This is a genomic window from Bifidobacterium scardovii JCM 12489 = DSM 13734 (assembly GCF_001042635.1).
GTDB lineage: Bacteria > Actinomycetota > Actinomycetes > Actinomycetales > Bifidobacteriaceae > Bifidobacterium > Bifidobacterium scardovii.
Genome location: NZ_AP012331.1, coordinates 3024753 through 3046147 on the forward strand (window position 1 = coordinate 3024753; position 21395 = coordinate 3046147).

Annotated in this window: 15 protein-coding genes and 1 pseudogene; 12 read left to right on the forward strand and 4 right to left on the reverse strand. The window is 64.5% G+C overall.

Translation table 11 applies throughout. The annotated features are described in order from the left end of the window. The first annotated feature begins 207 nt into the window (after positions 1-207). The gene (locus BBSC_RS12170; protein WP_046726042.1) at positions 208-1581 is read left to right on the forward strand and encodes an ABC transporter substrate-binding protein; all 1374 of its coding nucleotides are present in this window, start codon (positions 208-210) and stop codon (positions 1579-1581) included. 40 nt (positions 1582-1621) lie between these two features. On the opposite strand, the pseudogene BBSC_RS13810 reads toward BBSC_RS12170, so the two are convergent. Then, a pseudogene (locus tag BBSC_RS13810) lies at positions 1622-1774 on the reverse strand (IS3 family transposase); the annotation flags it as partial. 511 nt (positions 1775-2285) lie between these two features. Between BBSC_RS13810 and BBSC_RS12180 the strand changes: the two are divergent. Both BBSC_RS12180 and BBSC_RS14420 read left to right on the forward strand, forming a co-directional pair. Further along, the gene (locus tag BBSC_RS12180) at positions 2286-3002 is read left to right on the forward strand and encodes a LacI family DNA-binding transcriptional regulator (protein ID WP_306558617.1); all 717 of its coding nucleotides are present in this window, start codon (positions 2286-2288) and stop codon (positions 3000-3002) included. Beyond that, on the forward strand, positions 2939-3310 hold the full coding sequence (locus BBSC_RS14420; RefSeq protein ID WP_308201340.1) for a substrate-binding domain-containing protein: 372 nt from the start codon (positions 2939-2941) through the stop codon (positions 3308-3310). Before BBSC_RS12180 ends, BBSC_RS14420 begins: the two co-directional genes overlap by 64 nt. A gap of 109 nt (positions 3311-3419) precedes the next feature. Here BBSC_RS14420 and BBSC_RS12185 read toward each other — a convergent pair whose 3' ends face one another. Continuing rightward, positions 3420-4778 (reverse strand): ABC transporter substrate-binding protein, encoded by a 1359-nt coding sequence (locus BBSC_RS12185; RefSeq protein WP_033519098.1) that lies wholly within the window; start codon positions 4776-4778, stop codon positions 3420-3422. 292 nt (positions 4779-5070) lie between these two features. Between BBSC_RS12185 and BBSC_RS12190 the strand changes: the two genes are divergently transcribed. Beyond that, on the forward strand, positions 5071-6087 hold the full coding sequence (locus tag BBSC_RS12190; protein ID WP_033519097.1) for a LacI family DNA-binding transcriptional regulator: 1017 nt from the start codon (positions 5071-5073) through the stop codon (positions 6085-6087). Positions 6088-6241: 154 nt separating this feature from the next. Here BBSC_RS12190 and BBSC_RS12195 read toward each other — a convergent pair whose 3' ends face one another. Then, positions 6242-7609 (reverse strand): ABC transporter substrate-binding protein, encoded by a 1368-nt coding sequence (locus BBSC_RS12195; protein WP_033519096.1) that lies wholly within the window; start codon positions 7607-7609, stop codon positions 6242-6244. A 415-nt stretch (positions 7610-8024) separates the two neighbouring features. Between BBSC_RS12195 and BBSC_RS12200 the strand changes: the two genes are divergently transcribed. Next, a complete protein-coding gene (locus tag BBSC_RS12200) occupies positions 8025-9050 on the forward strand; it encodes a LacI family DNA-binding transcriptional regulator (protein ID WP_033519095.1) in 1026 nt (341 codons plus the stop codon). A 45-nt stretch (positions 9051-9095) separates the two neighbouring features. Here BBSC_RS12200 and BBSC_RS12205 read toward each other — a convergent pair whose 3' ends face one another. Next, positions 9096-10826, reverse strand: a complete 1731-nt coding sequence (locus tag BBSC_RS12205; protein WP_033519094.1) for an alpha-amylase family glycosyl hydrolase — start codon at positions 10824-10826, stop codon at positions 9096-9098. Between the two features lie 265 nt (positions 10827-11091). Here BBSC_RS12205 and BBSC_RS12210 point away from each other — a divergent pair, with 265 nt between their 5' ends. The 7 genes from BBSC_RS12210 (at position 11092) to BBSC_RS12240 (ending at position 21390) form a co-directional block, all read left to right on the forward strand. Further along, a complete protein-coding gene (locus tag BBSC_RS12210) occupies positions 11092-12351 on the forward strand; it encodes an extracellular solute-binding protein (protein WP_046726043.1) in 1260 nt (419 codons plus the stop codon). 27 nt (positions 12352-12378) lie between these two features. Further along, a complete protein-coding gene (locus tag BBSC_RS12215; RefSeq protein WP_033519093.1) occupies positions 12379-13779 on the forward strand; it encodes a carbohydrate ABC transporter permease in 1401 nt (466 codons plus the stop codon). Beyond that, on the forward strand, positions 13776-14696 hold the full coding sequence (locus tag BBSC_RS12220; RefSeq protein ID WP_033519092.1) for a sugar ABC transporter permease: 921 nt from the start codon (positions 13776-13778) through the stop codon (positions 14694-14696). The genes BBSC_RS12215 and BBSC_RS12220 overlap by 4 nt, the downstream gene beginning before the upstream one ends. Positions 14697-14815: 119 nt before the next feature. Further along, positions 14816-16846: a type I pullulanase gene (gene pulA / locus BBSC_RS12225; protein ID WP_033519091.1), complete on the forward strand. Its 2031-nt coding sequence runs from the start codon at positions 14816-14818 to the stop codon at positions 16844-16846. Between the two features lie 68 nt (positions 16847-16914). Next, a complete protein-coding gene (locus BBSC_RS12230) occupies positions 16915-17658 on the forward strand; it encodes a TraX family protein (protein ID WP_033519090.1) in 744 nt (247 codons plus the stop codon). 264 nt (positions 17659-17922) lie between these two features. Further along, positions 17923-20160 (forward strand): 4-alpha-glucanotransferase, encoded by a 2238-nt coding sequence (gene malQ, locus BBSC_RS12235; protein WP_033519089.1) that lies wholly within the window; start codon positions 17923-17925, stop codon positions 20158-20160. A gap of 216 nt (positions 20161-20376) precedes the next feature. Continuing rightward, positions 20377-21390, forward strand: coding sequence for a LacI family DNA-binding transcriptional regulator (locus BBSC_RS12240; protein WP_033519088.1), 1014 nt, complete (start codon positions 20377-20379; stop codon positions 21388-21390). The last annotated feature ends 5 nt before the right edge of the window (positions 21391-21395 follow it).

Sequence of the window (21395 nt, forward strand, 5' to 3'; positions counted from 1 at the left end):
TGTGTTATATTGCTTTTGCAACTTAAAAATAAATATTCTGCATAGGGTTTCACAAAGGATGCGAAGCAGACTATCACGCAACAGGACAAGCCCCGCCCTCGCACCCAAGCAGGCACCCATGCCAGCATCCACCCCATGCAGCAGATACGAGACCTCTATGCGACGAAGCAACCGGCCCGCCGCAACAAAACCGCGAAGGAGCGAGAAATGAATAAGGCACAAGGAATCCTGCGCAGAATCAGCGCCATCACCGCGGTGATGGCCCTTGGCATCGGCGGCTTGGCCGCCTGCGGCAGCAGCAATGCCGATCCGGCCAAGGGCAAGGTCTACTACATCAACTCCAAGCCGGAGGTCGCCGACATCTGGCAGGACGTCGCCGACCAGTACACCAAGGAAACCGGCGTGGAGGTCATCGTCGAGACGGCAGCGGCCGGCACCCTAGATCAGACGCTGAAGAGCGAGCTCGCGAAATCCGAGGCTCCGACCCTGCTCACCATCAATGGCTTCGACTCCTACGCCCGCTACAAGTCCCACCTCGCCGACATCTCCGGAAGCGACGCGTACCAGCTGCTCACCGACGAGGGCAAGGTCTACGCGAACGGCGATGGCAAGGCCGTGTACACGATTCCGTTCGCCGCCGAATACTACGGCATGATCTACAACAAGAAGATCCTGAAGGACTACATCGCAAAGGACTATGCCGTCATCAACAGCGTCGACGACATCAAGGACTTCAAAACCTTCAAGAAGGTATGCGATTCGATGCAGGAACACAAGGACGATCTCGGCCTCGAAGGCGCCATCTCCAACGCCGGACTCGACGCCTCGGACACCTACCGCTTCGCGAGCCACCTGTCCCGCATCCCGCTGTTTTACGAATACAAGGACGCGGGCACCACCTTCGAACAGAACATCAAAGGCACGTATCTGGATGACATGAAGAACATCTGGGATCTGTATCTCAAAGACTCCACCGTGCAACCGACCGAGCTATCCAGCAAAACCTACGAGGACTCCACCGCCGAATTCGCCACCGGTCAGACCGCGTTCTACCAGAACGGCGTCTGGTCCTACACGCAGATCAAGGACAACGACGTGGCGGACGAGAATCTCGGCATGCTGCCGCTGTACATCGGAGCTCCCGGCGAGTCGGCATACGGACCGGCTTCGATCTACGACGCCTCGTGGGGCGTGAACAAGGATTCCAGCGACAAGGACAAGCAGGCCACGCTCGACTTCCTCAAGTGGCTGGTCAACAGCGATGAGGGCAAGAAGGCCCTGAGCCAGGATATGGGCTTCTCCGCGCCGTACACCACGTTCGGCAAGGACGATCAGCCAAACAACCCGCTGATTACCGCCGCGCTCGAATATCAGGAGAAGAACATTCCGTTCATCCGGTCCTTCGCCCTGCCTTCCGGCCATTGGGGCGACGAATTGGCCAACGCGCTGCTCGACTACACGCAGGGCGCCTCCGACTGGAGCACGGTCAAGAAGGCATACGTCGACAACTGGTCCTCGGAATGGCAGAACAACAAGGAAACGAACGGATCCTTGCCCGAATCCCAGCCGTTCAAGGGATGAGCCGCACTCTCCCCAGGGGGTGCGGATGTTTTTTGGACGGCTAGGCGGCCATTCCAAAGTGTTTGCGGTATTGCACGGGGCTCATCCATCCCCGTGACTTCTTGATCCTTGCCTCATTGTAGTGGGTCAGGTATGCGGTCAGTCGTCCGCGGAACTCGTCGTAGTCCACGTCCTTCCAGTCGCGCCCGTAATAGTACGTATCGTATCGCAGAGATCTTCTCGCTCTAAAACAGCTTATGCGAGCAATGGCCATGAGACACCAACGGAGGAGCTTGGTTGTTCGCGCGTCACTTGGCGTCACTTGGCGTCTCCTCACCATCATCACAGCCTCACTGCATCTCCAACCCGAGTTATCGATGCACGGATCAGCCGGCAGGACCGCGAACCTCACCATCATTGACGCAAACCGGTCTGCAACCGGCCCCGCTACTACCCCACGCACCGACAACTCGCGTATCGACGTCAAACCCGCCACCATCGCCATTACCGGCATCACCGATAAATACGCGCCGCCCGCCCTCTCCACAGAGACGCCGCAAGACACCCCGCCTAAATCACGATCTGTCCGAAACGCCCCGCTACCGGAGCCACGCCGTTGCGGCTCCCACAGCAACCAATAACGCGTTTGCACCACAGCAACCGGCAAGACGCGATACACTTGAAAAACCAACATGTAAACCTATACATATCGGGGGGATATTCCCATGGAAGCGAGCATCGCGCAGGTCGCCGCGGCAGCCGGCGTCTCCATCGCCACGGTGTCCCGCGCATTCGCGCGTCCCGACATGGTGTCGGAAAAGACCCGGACCAAGGTCTTCACCGCGGCCGATCAGCTGAACTACTCGATCTCACGGTCGGCGACCTCCATGAAGACGGGTCGCGCCTACCGCATCGCGCTGCTGGTCAGCGAGGACATCTCCACCTGGTTCAACTCCCAGCTGTTCTCCGGTCTGAACGACGTGCTGCACGACGACGGCTACGACATCTCGATCTACCCGGTCGTCACCCCCGAAGAGCGCAGCCGGTTCTTCACCGAGCTGCCCGTGCGCCGCAACGCCGACGCGGTGATCGTCTCGTCGTTCAACGTCAACCCCGACGAGGTGTCCCGCCTGCAAAGCGTGCACATCCCCATCGTCGGCGTGAACACGCCGTCTTCGGACGGCTATGACGCCACCGTCAGCATCGACGACCGCAACGGCATGCGCATGGTGGCCGAGCATCTGATCGCACTCGGCCACGAACGCATCGCATTCGTGAGGCACCGCCTGTCCCCCTCGATCCCGCACAGCGCCGACCTGCGCATCCAAGGGTTCAGGACGCCTGCCGTGGGGCGTCCCACCCGGTTATCCCCACGACCATCTACTACGACGAGGAGGTGGACGAGCCCTCCGACGATCTGCTGTCGCAGATCCTCGCCCTGAGGGAACGCCCGACCGCCGTATGCTGCGTCATGGATCTCATGGCGATCCCCCTGTACTTCACCATGATCCGATACGGCATGCATGTGCCGCGCGACATCTCGCTGACCGGCTTCGACGACTCGACCTACGCCAAGGAGAGCGGCCTGACGACCATGCGGCAGGATCCCGCCGAACTGGGCCGCTGCGTCGCCGCGAAAACGCTGGCCCTGATCGAGGGGGAGACGCTCGAGCGCCCCCACGAGCTGCTGGCCACCCGTCTGATCATCAGAAACAGCACGTCGTCGATCGAAGAGCCGGCTCTGGACTGACGGGCGGCACGGCACGCAAAAGCGGCCATGGCGTTTGCCATGGCCGCTTCATCGTCACGCCGCAAGCGCAGGGCCCGTTACACGGCGCCGGCCTGCGGCGATGTCACGTTCAGGACAGCGGGTCTTCCGGGGGAAGCATGCCGGAGGACTGCTCGTACGCCTCCCACAGGGTCTTCCACGTGCCGGCGAGGGCCTGGACCACCGCGTCCCACTTGTCAGTGCCCTGCGTGTACTCGACGAGCGCGTTGGACACGTTGTCGATCCACTGCTGGCCGGGGATGTTGGCGGAGTACACGGCCTTCTTGCCCTTGTCGGTCCACTCCTTGGCGGCCGCGACCAGCGGGTTGGCCGGCTGGTCGTCGTCTCCGAACGAGGTGAACGGAGCGGCGAAGCCCATTTCCTTGGCGATCGCGTTCTTGCCGGTGTCGGAGGTCACCATCCACTTGATGAAGTCGAGCGAGGCCTGCTTGTCCTCGTCGGAGGCGTTCTTGTTGATGGCCCAGTTGGCGTCGTACACCGCGGCGGGACCGTAATCCTCCTCGCCCGGGTTGCCCATGTAGTACGGCAGCATGCCGAGGTCATCGTCGGCCACGTCGTTGTCCTTGATCTGGCTGTACGCCCACACGCCGTTCGGGTAGAACGCGACGGTGCCGGTGGAGAACTCGGCGGTGGAGTCCTCATAGGTGCCGGAGCCGATCAGGGACGCCTCGGTCGGGCTGTCCTTGACCATCGTGTCCCACAGGTCCTTGTAGTGGTCCATGTACTTGCCGGTGATGTCGAGCGAGAACGTCTTGCCCAGATCCTTGAGCTCGTAGAACAGCGGGATGCGGTCCATGTGCGCGGCGAAGCGGTAGTTGTCGGAGGCGTCGAGGCCCGGAGTGGAGAACGCGCCGTCGAGGCCGAGGTCGTCCTTGTGCTCCTGCATGCTGTCGGCGACCTTCTTGAGCACATCCCAGCTGGTGATGTCATCGGCCGACTTGATGACCGAGTAGCTCTTCTTCGCGTACTCGTTGACGATCTTCTTGTTGTAGATGATGCCGTACCACTCGGCCGCGTACGGGATCGTGTACGCGGTGTCGCCGTCCTTGAACGAGTAGCTCTTGCCCTCGTCGGTCAGCAGCTTGTAGGCTTCGGAATCCTGGACCGGCTCGAGGTAGTCCTTGAACTTCGCGTACTGATCGAAACCAGCCAGATTGAACATGGAGGGGCCGTCCTTCTTGGACAGCTCGGAGGTCAGCGTCTGGTTGCTGGTGCCGGAGGCCGCGGTCTGGATGTCGACCGAGACGCCGGTTTCGTCGGTGTAGGCATCGGCCAGCTCCTGCAGCTGATCGACGATTTCGGGCTTGGTGTTCAGGAAGTAGACCTTCCCCTTGCTGGCATCCGCAGTGCTGCTGCCGCATGCGGACAGCGCAGTGATGCTCATAGCGAGTACGGCTCCTGTGGCGATGATCTTCTGAGCTGACTTCATCGTTCGCTCCTTGGCTCCTCTGCGCGGTTGTGTGAAACCGCATCTTCCTAATTCCTGTTGCGACGACTGCCTTTCAGCACTTCGTCGTACCGTGATGCAAACTCATACATATTGGAATTGTTTGCATTGCCGATAATCATACCATAGATTTTGCAAACTTATACATTCGACGTGTCGAACCGGTTCTACTCTATATTTTCGCACAAGATACAAGGTAGAATGAACCGAGACAGGCCGGGATCACTTGGGGACGGAACGGCCGCAGCCGCCACGCAAGCATGAGGAGCACGCCATGGAAGCGAGAATCGCGCAGGTCGCCGTCAAGGCCGGCGTCTCCATCGCCACCGTGTCGCGCGCGTTCGCCAAGCCGGATCTGGTCTCCGAGAAGACCCGCAAGCGCGTGTACGCCGCCGCGGAGGCGCTCAACTATTCGATTTCGCGGTCGGCCACCGCGATGAAGACCGGCCGATCGTTCCGCATCGCCCTGCTGATCAGCGAGGACATCTCGACGTGGTTCAACGCCAATCTGTTCTCCGGACTGAACGCCACGCTCGGCGCCGCCGGATACGACATCGTCATCTACCAGATCGAGACCCCGCAGGAGCGCCGAAGCTTTTTCTCCACGCTGCCCGTGCGGCGCAACGCCGACGCGGTGATCGTCTCGTCGTTCGCCATCGAACCGAACGAAACGCAGCGCCTGCGCAGCATCCATGTGCCGATCATCGGCATCAACCCGCCCTCCGCGGAAGCCTGCGACGCCTCGATCGGCATCGACGACCGCGCCGGCATGCGCGAGATGACCGAATACCTGCTGGCGCTGGGCCACACCGACATCGCCTACGTCAGCCCGATCATCACCACCAAGCTCTCGCACAGCGCCGAGGCCCGGGCATTGGGGTTCCACGACGCCTGCGACGGCGCCGGCACGCCGGTGCGGGCGCGCGAGCTGTTCTTCGACGAGCGGTCCGATCACCCGATGGAGCGGATGGCCGGCCAGCTGGTCTCCCTCGGGCCGGACATGCCCACGGCACTGTGCTGCTACGCCGATATGTGCGCTCTGCCGCTCGCCTTCGCGCTGACCCGCCACGGCATCGCCGTCCCGGAGCGGGTATCGCTGACCGGGTTCGACGACGCGACGTACGCCGAGCAGTACGGATTGACGACCATGCGGCAGGATCCGCGCGCGCTCGGCGAGATCGCCGCCCGGAAGGCGCTGGACCTGATCGATGGGGACGCGCCGGACGAGCCGCACGGGCTGGCCGACCTGCAGCTGATCCCGCGCCTGACGACGGGGCCGCTCGCCCGGTGAGCCCGCGCGGCCAGTGACCCCACCAGCGGCGGCGCGCCAAGAAGCCCCCTCCCCAAAAAACAAGGGGCGGCCACGCGGCGCCATTCCGGCCGCGCGGCCACCCCTCAGATCATCGCCGCCCGATCCCCGATCACGGGGAACGAACGCCGCCATGTCACCAGGTGAAGTCGGTCTGCCCGGGCAGCATGCCCTGCGACTTCTCGCTGGCGGCCCACTCGGACTTCCAGCCGTCGACGATGGCGCTCTTGACGCCGTCCCATTCGCCGGTGCCCTGCGCGTACTCGAGCAGCGCGTTGGCGATGCCGTTCTGCCAGTTCTGGTCGGGCACGTCCACGCTGCGCATGTACTTCTTGCCCTTGTCCTCCCAGCTCTTGGCCGCCTTCACCAGCGGGTTGTCGGGCTGGTCGTCGTCGCCGAAGGTGGTGAACGGCACCGCGAAGCCCATGTCCTTGGACATGATCTCCTTGCCCTTGTCGGAGGTCACCATCCACTTGATGAAGTCGAGCGAGGCCTGCTGATCGGCCTTGCTGGCGTTCTTGTTGATGCCCCAGGTCGCCTCGTACACGGTGGAGGGGCCGTAGTCCTCCTCGCCGTCGACGCCCATCCAGTAGGGCAGCATGCCCAGATCCTCGTCGGCCACCTCGTTGTCCTTGATCTGGCTGTACGCCCACACACCGTTCGGATAGAACGCCACATCGCCCAGCGCGAACTCCGACGTGCAGTCCTCGTAGTTCTTCGACCCGAGCATGGTGCGCTCGGTCGGGCTGTTGTTCATCTCCAGATCGAACAGGTCCTTGTAGTTGTCCAGATACGTGCCCTTGATCTCCTTCATGAAGGTGGTGTTGTTGTCACGGTATTCGAAGAAGATCGGCGGGCGGGTCATATGCGCCGCGAACCGGTAGGTGTCCGACGACTCGAGCCCCGGCGTGGCGAACGCCGCCTGGATGCCCAGATCGTCCTTGTGCTTGTTCATGTCCTCGACGACCTTCTTGAGCACGTCGTAGCCGGTGATGCCGTCGGCCGACTTGATGACCGCGTAGCTCTTCTTCGCGTACTCGTTGACGATCTTCTTGTTGTAGATGATGCCGTAGTACTCCACCGCATACGGGATCGTGTAGGAGTCGTCGCCGATCTTCTGCGAGTTGGCCTTGGCGTCGTCGTTGAGCAGACCGTAGACCTCGCTGTCCTGGATCGGCTCAAGGTACTTCTTGTAGCGGGCGAACGTGGCGTACCCAGCCGTGCTGAACATGGTCGGGGCGTTGTCCTTGGCCAGCTCGGACAGCAGCGTGGTGTCGTAGGTGCCCGACGAAGCGGTCTGCACGTCCACCTGCACGCCGGTCTCGTCGGTGTAGGCGTCGGCCAGCTCCTGCAGCTGATCGACCACCTCCGGCTTGCTGTTGAGCATGTAGACCTTGCCCTCGCTGTCCGAGGTGCCGGCGTTGTCGCTGCCGCAGCCGGCCAACGCACCAAGCCCCAGCGCAAGCACCGAAGCGGAAGCGATGATTTTCCTCACTGACGTCATCTTCACTCCTTGTTTTCTCCAGCGCGACACCCATGTCGCATGAACTTTCCTTTTCTCCGGCATCCGCGCGAGAAGCCTCGGACACCCGGCACTTCCAGCTCCGACTCCGGAATGTGCACACCTATAGCATAACATACTTTTTGCAAACTTATACATACTCATTTTTCAACGATTAAAGCGGTTCGAGAAATAGTCCGGTTTCCCGCCGAAAACACCGCGACACGCACCTTGATCCACCGCGACACGCGCATGGCGAACAGCCGCCGCATCCGGCGCCGGAGACACCGTGCAACAACCTGAGAACGTTTGCAGTATGATGGAGGCAACGGGTCACCCCCTAGCGAACCCGCGCACCACGCAACGCGCGCAGACGGCACCGGTGCGGCAAGGTGCGGCAACACATCAAGGAGATCGCATGGCGCAATCCGACATCCACGACGTGGCCAAGGCGGCCGGCGTGTCCATTTCCACGGTATCCCGCGCCTTCACGCGCCCCGAGCTCGTCTCCGACAAGACCCGGCGCAAGGTGCTGCAAGCCGCGGATCAGCTCGACTACAACATCTCCCGCTCCGCAGGCGCGCTCAAGATGGGGCAAACGTACCGCGTGGCGCTGCTCATGAACGAGGGGATCACCAGCTGGTTCAATGCGGCGACCCTGGCCGGCATCGAATCGGTGATGCACCCGGCCGGCTACGACATCTCCCTGTTCCAGCACATCGACACGGCGGAAACGCGGCGTGCGTTCTTCACCGAACTGCCGATCCGCCGCAACGTCGACGCCGTATTCGTCGCGTCCTTCGCGATCGATCCATACGAGGTGGAGCAGCTGGGCCGGGCCAACGTGCCGATCATCGGCATCAACACGCCCTCCTTCGAGGGATTTGACGCCTCGATCAGCATCGACGACGAGGAAGGCATGTTCCGGGCCACGCAGCACCTGATCAGCCTCGGCCACCGGCATATCGTCTATGTCTGCTCCGCCTCGGAGACCTCGATGAACGCCAGCATCGACGCGCGCGGCCGCGGCTTCGTGCGCGCCTGCAAGGCGTCCGCCCCCCAGCGCGATCTCGACTGGCAGGTGCTCACCGTGCAGCGCGGTCCCGGATTCATCGATGCGGCGCTGGCGGCGCTCATCGCCCTCGACCGGTTCCCGGACGCGATATGCTGCCAGATGGACATGCTCGCCATCCCCCTGATCATGCGGCTGCAGCGCTACGGCCACTACACGCCGAAGGACTATTCGATCATCGGGTTCGACGACAGCACCTATGCCAATGACGTGAACCTGACCACCATACGGCAGGACCCGGAGGCCATGGGGCAGGCCGCCGCGCGCAAGGCGCTGGACCTCATCGCGGGCCGCCCGCTGGATCTTGCGCACGAAACCGTCACCGGACAGCTCATATTGCGCGGCACCGACGCGGTGCACCAGCCCCGGTGACCGCCCCGGCGCACGGCCAGGCGCGGTCAGGCACGGCCGCCCGGATCAGCCGATGACGGCGAAACTCTGCGGGCCGAGCGCCACGGCATCACCGCGGATACACACGTCGCCCACGCTCAGCAGCACGCCCGGCCCCGCACCCGCAGCGGAACGCCTCGCCCATTGCGGCAGAGCGAACGACTCCTCGCCCCGACCGGGGTTCATCGCGACGATGACCCTATCCCCTGCATCGGCAGGCCCGCCGGCCCCGGCACCAGCGTCACCGACTTCGACGCCCGAGTCGCCGTATGCGGCGGCACCGTCAGAACGCCCCTTGGCCCCACGTTCATAGGCGAATAGCCGCCCGTGCTCCGGCGCCGCGATCACGTCGAAGCGCCCGCCAGCATCGAGCGCCCGGCGCCCGGCACGCACGGCGAGCACCGCACGCACCCAGTGGTACAGCGAATCGGCATCCCTCTTCTCCCCGGCAACGTCGGGGCTTCCGCCATCCTCGCCCACCGGCAGGTACAGGCGCCCGGCCGGCGCCGCGGAGAACCCGCGGTTCGGCGTATCGTCCCACTGCATCGGCGTACGGCTGCCCGTGCGCACATATCCTCCCTCCTTGGTGGGCAACGGCCGGTAGGGCATGCAGATCTCGTCGCCGTAGTAGAGGAACGGACAGCCGGGCATGGTCAGCAGCATGCCGTACGCCACCTTGAGTTCGCGCGCGGTCAGGCGCTGGCCCACGCGCAGCGTATCGTGGTTGCCGGTGATCAGGTCGAAGTAGCCGCCGAAGCGTTCGGCGTCCCGCAGCTGCATCAGGTACTGATCGAGAAAGCCCTTGATCGACGTCTCCGAATCGGCGTTGAAATAGCTGGCGTCGCCTTCCCGAACCAACGGGGTATCGGTGTTGCGCAGCAGTATGTTGTAGCCGTTCGGCCATCCGTCCCATCGCCAGTCGAGATAGAAGTCCATGTCGAACCCGGCCTGCATCGATTCGCCCGGCCGCCCCCATTCGGAGACGAAGGCCGCTTCGGGGAATTCCGGGCGGATTTTCGAGAACATATACTGCCAGGTGCGGATGGTGTACGGTTTGCCGCCGTCGTCATGCTTGACCAGGCTGTCCGCCATGTCCACGCGGAAACCGTCCGCCCCTCGGGAGAGCCAGAACCGCATCACATCGAGCATCGCATCGCAGGTCGCCAGCGCCTCGGGCCCGAGCGCACGCTTCTGCCAGGCGTGCTTCGGATGCGCAAACCCGTAGTTGAGCGCCGGCTGGCACTTGAAGAAGTTGAGGATATACGTGCCGTCCCGCTCCTCCTCGCCGCCGACGAACGGCAGGCCGTCGCCTCCCGAAATCCAGCAGTCGGTCCAGATATAGCGCTCGGAAAGGTCCTCCCCCGCGCCGGAAAGGTGCCGGTCGGCCGGATCGGCCCGCGCGCCGGCGCGGAACCAGGCGTGTTCCTCGCTGGTATGGCCGGGGACGAGATCGAGCAGCACATGCATGCCGCGTCGGTGCGCCGCATCGAACAGGGCGACCAGATCGTCGTTGGTGCCGTACCGCTCGGCGACGCGCGTATAGTCGCGCACGTCGTAGCCCGCGTCCTTGAACGGCGAGTCGTAGCAGGGGTTGATCCACAGCGCGTTGCATCCCAAGTCCTCGATGTAGTCGAGATGCCGGATGATGCCGGGCAGGTCGCCGATGCCGTCGCCGTTCGCGTCGGCGAAGCTCTGCGGATAGATCTCATAGAAACGTGCGCGTTCCAGCCATGCTGGGCGCCGGATGGCACCAGTCATCGTCGACCTTCTTTCGAACGGATATCATCATCATACGTTGGCAACCTGAGTGCGAACGCTGTCAACAACGTGCAAGATTCAAAAATAAATACTTTTAGAAAACAAAACGCCGACGCCACATTCTTATTTGCAGAAAATTTGCGTACGTTTGCAAAACTGCGTACACTGAATGCCGTCACCGCGACGCCCGCTCTTCGAAGCCGAACCCGGACGGCGCAGTCGCATGGGGCCCTCACCACCGGGCCCCGGAAGGAAGGAATCAACGATGATTGCACGATGGAACCGGAGGATCGCCGCGGCATTGGCATGCGCCGTGTCCGCCGGCCTGCTCACGGCCTGCGGTGCGGGCGGCGCAAGTAGCGCGGGTCCGAACTCAGATCAGGAGCGCATGACGCTCGTGGTCTGGGCCTCCCAGGAGGACCAGCTCAACGAGAATTCGTGGCTGCAGACCATGGAACGGCAGTTCGAACAGGATCACCCCGAGTACCGGATCACATGGAAGAATCAGGTCGTCGCCTCGGCCGACGCGGCCGCCATCGCCAAGCAGGACCCGACCGTCGCCGCCGACGTGTACACGTTCGCCAGCGACCAGCTGGGCACGCTGCTCGACGCCGGCGCCATCGGGCAGGTGAGCGATCCGAGCATGGCGCAGCTCAAGCGGCAGACCGAAGGCAACACCACGATGCTGCAGACCGTGACCGGCAAGGACGGCAACGCGTACGGCGTCCCCCTGGCCGGCAACACCTGGTTCATGTACTACCGCAAGAGCAGATTCACCGCGCAGGACCTCACCTCGCTGGACGCGATGCTCGCCAAGGGCAAGGTGTCGTTCCCCCTGACCAACTCATGGTATCTGCCCGCCTTCTACATCGGCGCAGGCGGCACGCTGTTCGGCGAGGACGGCACCGACGCGGCCTCGGGCGTGCGGTTCGGCGGCCAGACCGGCGCCGAGGTCACCGACTATCTGGTCGACCTGCGCAACAATCCGAACTTCGTCAACGACAAGAACGGCTCCGGCCTGGCCGGGCTCAAGAGCGGAGCCGTCGACGTGGTCTTCACCGGCAACTGGGATGCGGCCACCGTACGCGCGAATCTCGGCGACGACTGGGGCGTGGCCAAGCTGCCTTCATTCACGCTGAACGGCAGGCGGGTGCAGATGCGGGCATTCGCCGGATCGACCGTGTACGGGTGGAACCCGTACACCAGGCATCCGGTGGCGGCCGACCAGCTCGCCGCATTCCTGTCCGACACCGTCTCGCAGCGCAGGCACTACGAGATGCGATCGGTGATCCCCTCCGATTCCGGGCTCGCGTCCGACCCCGACATCGAGAAGGATGCCGTGGCGCAGGCCCAGATGGACACGATCGCCGACACCTCCGTCGTGCAGCCGTCCATCGCCGAGATGAGCAACTTCTGGGCGCCGTGCGAGAACTTCGGCAACTCCATCTACAACAACGAAGTCACCCATGACAACGCGGCGAAGCTCACCGAACAATGGATGGCCTCCTACAGAAACCTCCTGTAGAGCCGGCACCGAAAGAAGGATCATTTCATGGAAACCACCGTTTCGCCGCGCGCCACGCGCCGCGGCAAGGGCCGCCGGCCGGCGGGCCGCATCACGCCCTCGCGCTACACGCTGCGCGCCGCGGCATCCAGCGGCGACGCATTCACCCGATTGTCGTTCCTCGTGCTCGGCGCCGGCAATCTGGCCCGCAGGCAGATCGCCAAAGGACTGCTGTTCCTCGCCGTGGAAATCGCGTACCTCGCCTATATGGCCGTCTCCGGCGTTCCCTCGCTCACGACGCTCGCCACGCTGGGCTCGCGCACGCAGACCCGGCAAAAGATCGACGGATACTGGCACTACGACCCCGGCGACAATTCCGTGCTGCTCATGGTGTACGGCGTGGCCACGGTGTTCATCACCGTGCTGTTCGCCATCTTCTGGTCATATGCCGTACGCAGCGCCTACAAGGCGCAGCTGCTCGCCGCCGAGACCGGCGGGGCGCCCGGCTTCGGCGACGATCTTCGCGGCATCACCGACCGCAACGCCCAGATCTCGTTCATGTCGCTGCCGGTGCTCGGCATCCTCGCGTTCACCGTGTTGCCGACGCTGATCATGATGTGCATCGCATTCACCGATTACGACTCCGACCATGTGCTGCTGTTCGACTGGGTGGGGCTCAGGAACTTCACCCAGCTGTTCAGCGACACCGGCGAGATCAACGCCGCCCAGTTCGCCGGAGTGCTCACGTGGACGCTCGTGTGGGCGTTCTTCGCCACGTTCCTGAATTTCTTCCTCGGCCTGTTCCTCGCGATGGTCATCAACCGCCGCACCACCCGGCTCAAGGGATTCTGGCGCGCCATCTTCTCGCTGTCGATCGCGGTCCCGCAGTTCGTTTCGCTGCTGGTCATCAACCAAATGCTCCAGCCGGAGGGCGCCATCAACCGCCTGCTGGCCTCGTGGGGCTGGATCGACGCGCCGTTGCCGTTCTTCACCGACACGACGTGGGCGCGCGTGACCGTGATCGTCGTGAACCTGTGGATCGGCATACCGTTCACCATCATGCAGATCACCGGCATCCTGCAGAATATCCCGGCCGACCAGTACGAGGCCGCCCGGCTCGACGGCGCGAACTGGTGGCAGGTGTTCACCCGCATCACCATGCCGTATCTGGTGTTCGTGCTCACCCCGTACCTGATCACCACATTCACCGGGAACGTGAACAACTTCAACGTGATCTACCTGCTGTCCGGAGGCAGCCCGACGCCGGTCGGCGACACGGCCGGCAAGACCGACCTGCTCATCACCTGGCTGTACAAGCTCACCGTGGATCGCGGCGACTACAATCTCGGTGCCGTCATCGGCATCTTCACTTTCATCACGCTGGCCGCAGTCTCGCTGATCACCTACCGCAGCAGCGCTTCTTACAAGAACGAGGGAGGGTTCCGATGAACAGCACCACAGTCAGGAACGACGCCGCACCCGCAAGCACCGCGCCAAGCGGCAACCCATTGTGGCATGACCAGCGCAAGCGCCGCATCGCCGGCGACATCCTCAGCCACCTGCTTCTCGCCGCACTATCCGTCATCTGGGTGATCCCGATCGCCTGGGTGCTGCTGGAGAGCTTCAACAAGAATCCCGGTCCGTACAACGAGACGTTCTTCCCGGCCGAGTACACGCTCGACAACTACGTCAAGCTGTTCACCGACAACCATGTGCTCAACTTCCCGCGCATGTTCATGCACACGCTGGTCATCTCGATCGTCGTATGCGCGATCAGCGTGTTCTTCGTGCTGTGCGTCGCGTTCTGCCTGAGCCGCATGCGCTTCCGCTTCCGCAAGTCGTTCATGAACATCGTGCTTGTGCTCGGCATGTTCCCCGGCATCATGTCGGTGGTGGTGATCTACTTCATCCTCAAGTCCTTGGGGCTCACGCAGGGCGCCGGCGTCACCGTCGCGCTGATCCTCGTCTATTCCGCGGGCTCCGGCGCAGGGTTCTACGTGATGAAGGGGTATATGGACACCATCCCCATGTCGCTCGACGAGGCGGCCTATCTCGACGGCTGCACCCGCTGGCAGGTGTTCACCAAGGTCATCATCCCCGTATGCAAGCCGATGCTGGTCTACCAGGCGCTCACGTCGTTTCTGGGTCCGTGGCTCGACTTCGTGATGGCCAAGGCGATCGCCCGCACGCAGGACAACTACACGGTGGCGCTGGGCCTGTACCAGATGCTCAGCCGCGAATACCTCAACGAATGGTTCGCCCGTTTCGCGGCTGCCGCCGTAATCATCTCGGTGCCGATCGCGATCCTGTTCATCGTGATGCAGCGCTTCTATCAGGAGTCGATGAACGGCGCCATCAAGGGCTGAGTCCGCCAACCAGGGCGCCCCGGGCCATTGCCCAATATGGCCGGGGCGCACGACCAACACATTGCACACGACTCGAACATCCCGGACACCCGACACCACACCCCGGAAGGAACACCGCCATGGAGCAGCCAACCCCCGCATCGGCATCATCCGGCTGGACGCCGGCAGGCCAGGCCATGCCGTGCCCCGCCTATCCGATATACGCCGGCGACGATCTCGGCGCCTTCCCCGACGGCAACGGTACGACCTTCCGCGTGTGGGCGCCCACCGCCAGCGGAGGCGTGCTGCGACTGTTCGCCGTCGGCTCCCCCGGCGAGGCGTCCGGCGGAGCCGACGCCCCGACCGGCGTCCATGAGCTCGCGCCGGGCCCGAACGGCACATGGCTGGCACGATGCGACGGCGTCGGCCACGGCACCTACTACGACTATGTGGTGCGGTTCCCGGACGGCACCGCCACCCGAACCGCCGATCCATGGGCCCGCGCGGCCGGCGTGAACGGCCGGCGCAGCATGGTCGTCGACCTGCGACTGACCGATCCCGACGGATGGCCGGCCGACCGCCGCCCCGCCGTTCCCGCCAGCGAACTGGTGATCTGGGAGACACATATCGGCGATTTCAGCAACGATCCGCACAGCGGCGTCCCGGCGACGCACCGCGGCACCTACCTGGCCTTCACCGACGACTCCACCAGCGTGGACGGAACCGGGGAATACCCGACCTGCCTCGCGTATCTCAAGCGTCTCGGCGTCACCGCCGTGCAGATCATGCCGTTCTATGATTACGGCTCGGTGGACGAATCCGTCCCTCCCGGCGATCCGGGCCGCACCTACAACTGGGGGTACGACCCGCTCAACTACAACGTGCCCGAAGGATCGTACAGCACCGATCCGTTCAACGGCTCCACGCGCATCCGGGAATGCAAGCGGATGGTCCAATCGCTGCATCGCGCCGGCATCAAGGTGATCATGGACGTGGTCTACAACCACATGTTCGACAACGACAACTGGTTCGAGCGCATGATCCCCGGCTACGCGCTGCGCCGGCGCGCGGACGGCACGCTCTCCGACGGATCGGCCTGCGCCAACGACGTGGCCACCGAGCACCCGATGATGAGCAAGTACATCGTGGATTCGGTGGTCTATTGGGCGGCCGAATACCATATCGACGGCTTTCGGTTCGACCTGATGGGGCTGATCGACGTGGATACGATGAATGCAATCCGGGCGGCGCTCGACTCGTTGCCCGGCGGCGCATCGATACTCATGTACGGCGAGCCATGGGCGGCGCGCAAGACCGAACTCGAGCCGGGCACGATGGCGGCGGACAAGCGCGGGATGCCGTATCTGGACCCCCGCATCGGCGCATTCTGCGATGCCACGCGCGATGCGGTGCGCGGCCATGTCTTCCATCGACGGGAGCCCGGCTATCTGACCGGCGCGGCGGCCGATTATGCGCCCGATATCCGCCATGCAGCCGACGCCTGGCGCGGCACGCCCCATGAAACGGCCGGCGTGGCGCAGGTGATGCAATACGCATCCGCGCACGACGACCTGACCTTGTGGGACAAGCTGTGCGCGGCGATGCGGCGCATGCCGGCCGACGCCGACTACGCGGGAGAAGGCGCCGGCTCCGCCGATCTGCTGCGCGCGAACCGCCTGGCCGCCGGCATCGTGTTCGCCTCGGCCGGCACGCCGTTCATGCTGGGCGGCGAGGAATTCGCCCGCACCAAATATGGCGTATCCGATTCGTTCAACAGCCCGGCGCCGCTGAACCAATTGGATTGGCGGCGCACACGGCGGTTCGCGTCACTGGTCGATCACTATCGGGCACTGATCCAACTGCGCCGCGCCGATCCGGCTTACTTCGGCGGGGCGCGCATGGTGGTGCCGCGAACCGACGAGATCGTCGTGTTCCGCGTTGGAGGCGACTGCATAGCGATCAATCCGACCGGCAACGTGCAGTACCAGAGCACCGCCGATCTGGCAACACCCGCTCCATACGGCGAGGTGGCGGGAACCGCGCCGCATGCGTGGTCATGCGTCTACTGCTCCGAGGACCTCACCCCCGGCGAGACCGCTGACCGACGGCTGGAACTGCCCCCGTTCAGTTTCACCATATGGCGCCGCACGAGGGCACGGCGCGAGGCATGATCCGGTGCACGCCACCCGGCGCGCACCGCCCATATCACTTATAGCTAACCTATGGCAAGGAGAGCCGCATGAACGCGCACACGCAGACCCGGGGACTGTCCGTTTTCCGTCTCAAGGTGATCGGCGCGGCGCTGCTGGCATGCGAACCGGTCGGCGCGATGATGCTGCCGGCCGGAGCCGGCAGAGGCGCCATCGACCCCGCAAGCCTGAGCATGCCCGCCCTGACGCTCGCCGTGCTCTGCGAGGCCGTCTCATGGATAGCCGCGCCGATCTATGCCTGGCTGCTGACATGGGGATACGCCCGCACACGCAGCACATGGCATTATGCCCTGCGGCTGCTCGCTCTCGCCGCCGTCACGGAAGCGCCCTACGATCTGTCGACCTCGGGCCGGCCGGTCGACTGGCATTCGCAGAACCCGGTATTCGCGCTGGCGATCACGCTGGCCGCGCTGGCGCTGATCGACCAGTTCCGTGACCGGCCGCCCGCCGTGCGCCGGCTGGTTGTCGTAATCGTCACCGCCGCCGGCGTGGTCTGGATGGTCGTCGGCCGCATCGGGGTACGCCAGCAGATCATGAATCTTGGCGTCCTGATCCTGCTTTCGGCGATCATCTTCCATCTCGGTTCCAAACGGGAGAACACGATGATGCTGGGCGCCGCCGCAATCGGAGCGCTGTGCTGCATCACGCCCGCGTTCGGCGCCGCCATACTCCATTACCGCAACGGAGTTCCGGGGTATTCGCGGGCATGGGCGCGCGTCGCCTTCTACGCGCTCTACCCCGCGATGCTCCTGATCGCCGCCACGCTGCAGTGACGCCCCGGCTCCAGCCGCCGGCGGAATGCCATGAGGCATCGGCCGCACGGCGCGGTCTTGCGGATCGGGATGCCACGGCACAGCCATCATGCACCAATCCGCACAGCAAAACACCGTCGTATTGCAAACGATGTCAATACGCGGTATCTTCAGAATACATATGTTTGCCAATACCGTCGAAACACTGGCGCCGCGAAGTTGCAGCACGACGGGCACAGATGCACCGGCGCGCTGACGCACCACATCCAGTCAAGGAGAGCATCGATGAGCGAGATTGCCAACACAGTATCCGAGCACACCCCCGAAGCATCAACCAAACCCAATGACGCCAATACCGCAAGGACCGAAAGCCCCGAGCGGCTCGCCCGCCCGCTGATCCGGCTCTCCAAAGCCGCCGGCGTGTCGACGTCGTATATCGACCAGCTCGGAACCTACGTCGAGATCGACGACGACGTACTGGTCGACGTCCTCGGCGCGCTCGGGGTCGACGCGTCGAGCGACGAGGCGATCGACCGCTCGATCGCCGATATCGAAGAGCAAAACAGCAAACGTTTGCTGCCCCAGCAGACCATCGTCGCCGCGGCGGGGGCGCCCGCCACGGTAACCCTGCACTGCGGCGGGGACGAGAAGCCCTCCGCGGCCATCACCCTGGAGGACGGCACCGTGCTTCATGGCGCGCCGGGCGACATCCGCCCCGGGGATAACCCCACGGAACAGGTCCTTTCGCTGCCAACCGATCTGCCGATCGGCTACCACACGCTCAGCGTCGCCGCCGGCGAGCGCGAAGCCACCGCCACGCTGATGGTCGCCCCCGGGCGCATCCCGCTGCCCGAAGCCGTCGAGGAGCATCCGCGCTGGGGCTGGATGGCGCAGATGTATTCCATCCGGTCCAAGGATTCGTGGGGCGTCGGCGACTATGGCGACCTCAGGCGGCTGCTGGTCGATGCGGCCACCGAATCCGGCGCCGACTTCATGCTGATCAACCCGATCCACGCCGGCGCGCCGATCCCGCCGCTCGAGCCCTCCCCCTATCTGCCCGAGTCCCGCCGGTTCCTCAACGTCACGTACATCCGCCCCCAGGACATCGCCGAATACGGCGAGCTGAGCGACAGCGACCGCAGCCGCATCGCCGCGCTGCACGCCGCCGTGGCCCCCTGCAACGACGATCCGAATCCGCTGGACATCAATGAGGCCTGGTCCGCCAAGCGCCAGGCGCTGCGCATCATCTTCGACCACCCGCGTTCCGCCGAGCGCGAGGCCGCGTTCGCGCGGTTCAAGGAGCAGGCCGGCCCGGATCTCGACTCGTTCGCCACATGGTGCCTGGCCTTCGAGGTGTGGGGCGCGCCGTGGGAGCCGGACTCGTGGTTCGGCCGCACCGATCGCACGTCGCCCGAGGTCTCCGGTCTGGTGCGCGACCATCATGATCTGTTCGAGTTCAACCGCTGGCTGCAGTGGATCGCCGACGAGCAGGTGTCCTCGGCGCAGCGGGCCGCGAAGGACGCCGGCATGGCGCTGGGCCTGATGCAGGACATGGCCGTCGGCGTGCACGCACTGGGCGCCGACGTGTGGTGGAGCCCCGAGCGCTTCGCCGTCGGCAGCGTGACGGTCGGCTGCCCGCCGGACTTCTACAACCAGCAGGGGCAGGACTGGGGCCAGCCGCCGTTCAACCCGCGCTATCTGGAACGGACCGGCTACCGGGTGTACCGCGAGATGGTGCATTCGATGTTCGCGCACGCCGGCGCGGTGCGCATCGACCATGTGCTCGGCCTGTTCCGCCTGTGGTGGATCCCGCGGGGCAAGGGCGCGAAGGGCGGCGCCTACGTGACGTACAACCACGAGGCGATGATCGCCGTGCTGTCCATCGAGGCGACCCGCGCGAACGGCATGGTGATCGGCGAGGATCTGGGCACGGTGCCCGATTACGTGCGCCGCGTGCTGGCCGCGCACGGCGTGCTGGGCACCGACGTCGCATGGTTCGCCCGCGTCGACGATTCGCCGAACGCCGGCGACCCATACGCGCCGCCGAGCGACTACCGCCGGCAGGCGCTGGCCTCGGTGACCACGCACGATCTGCCGCCGACCGCGGGCTATCTGGAATTCGAGCACGTCCAGCTGCGCGAGAAGCTGCACCTGCTCACCGAACCGGTGGAGGAGTTCGCAAAATCGGCCGCCGCCGAGCGGCAGGCCATGCTGGACATGCTGGTGGAGGGCGGCTGGCTGGACGCCGAAGCGGCCGCGGACGTGCCCGCGCATGAGCAGTGCATCGTCGAGGCGATGCACGCCATGCTGACGGCCACGCCGTCCGTGCTACGCCAGGCCGCGATCGTGGACGGCACCGGCCAGCACGCCACGGTGAACCAGCCGGGCACCTCCGACCAGTATCCGAACTGGCGCATTCCGCTGGTCGACGCGGCCGGAGCCATCGTGCACACCGACGAGGTCTTCGCCAACCCGCGCGTGCTGTCGCTCGCCGCGGTCATGCGAGGCGAGCGCCGGGACTGAACGCCCCGCGCCGCTTGCGAACTGCGTTGCCGTTCGCAAGCGGCGTTGCCGCCCGCTCCCGGTGTCGTCATCCGGCGTCGCAACAGGCGGCAACGCCGGGGGGCGGCGCCCCAAACGGGCAGCGTCACGGACCCGCTGCGGTAGCGTTGGCGTCATGCGTATGATAACGTTGTCTTATCAGATCGTTGTTGTACCTTCAACGTGAGCGAGGACGCCATGACCAAAGCAAGCATTCAGGCGGTGGCCGCCGAGGCGGGGGTTTCGGTGTCGACGGTGTCGCGCACCTTCGCCAAGCCGGATCTCGTATTGCCCGAAACCCGTACCAGGGTGATGGCCGCAGCGCAGAAACTCGACTTCCAGGTCTCCCGGTCGGCGGCCGCGCTCAAGTCCGGGCAGTCCTTCCGCATCGCCCTGCTGCACTCGGACCGCATCAGCACATGGTTCAATGCCAACGTTTACGAGGGCCTCAATTCCGTATTCCATCCGGCCGGGTACGACCTGTCGCTGTACGGCATGCCCAATGCGCAGACCCGGCACGAGTTCTTCACCGACATGCCGGTGCGGCGCAACGTGGACGCGGTCATCGTGTGCTCCTTCGACATCGACCCGGATGAGGTCGGCCGCCTCAAGAACATCAACGTGCCGATCGTCGGCATCAACATCCCCTCGACCGACGGGTTCGACGCGTCGGTCAGCATCGACAACAAGCAGGCCATGCACATGGCCGTGGAGCACTTGGTATCACTCGGCCACCGCCGCATCGCCTTCGTGTACGGGGCGCCGGACGACTCGTCGCAGCTGCGCTTCAGCGCCGACGAGCGTCTGCGGGGGCTGCTCGACGCCTGTGCGGCCCACCCCGACGTGCAGGCCGAGCAGATCCGCTTCACTGGCCACGACGACCCGACCAACATGGTGATCGCCCAGCTGACCACGATGTCGCCGGCGCCGACCGCGGTGTGCTTCCAGACCGACGAGGTCGCGCTGCCGGTCCTGTACCGGCTCCCCCAATACGGGCGCCGCATCCCGCAGGATCTCTCGCTGATCGGCTTCGACGACATCCCGTTCTGCGCCAAGATCGGCCTGACCACGCTGCGGCAGAATCCGTACGATCTGGGCGCGAGCGCCGCGCGCAAGACGCTCGATCTGATGAGCCACAAGCCGCTGGACCAGCAGTTCGAGGCGATACGCCCGCAACTGATCCTGCGCGACACCACCGCCATCGCGGCCTAGCCGCA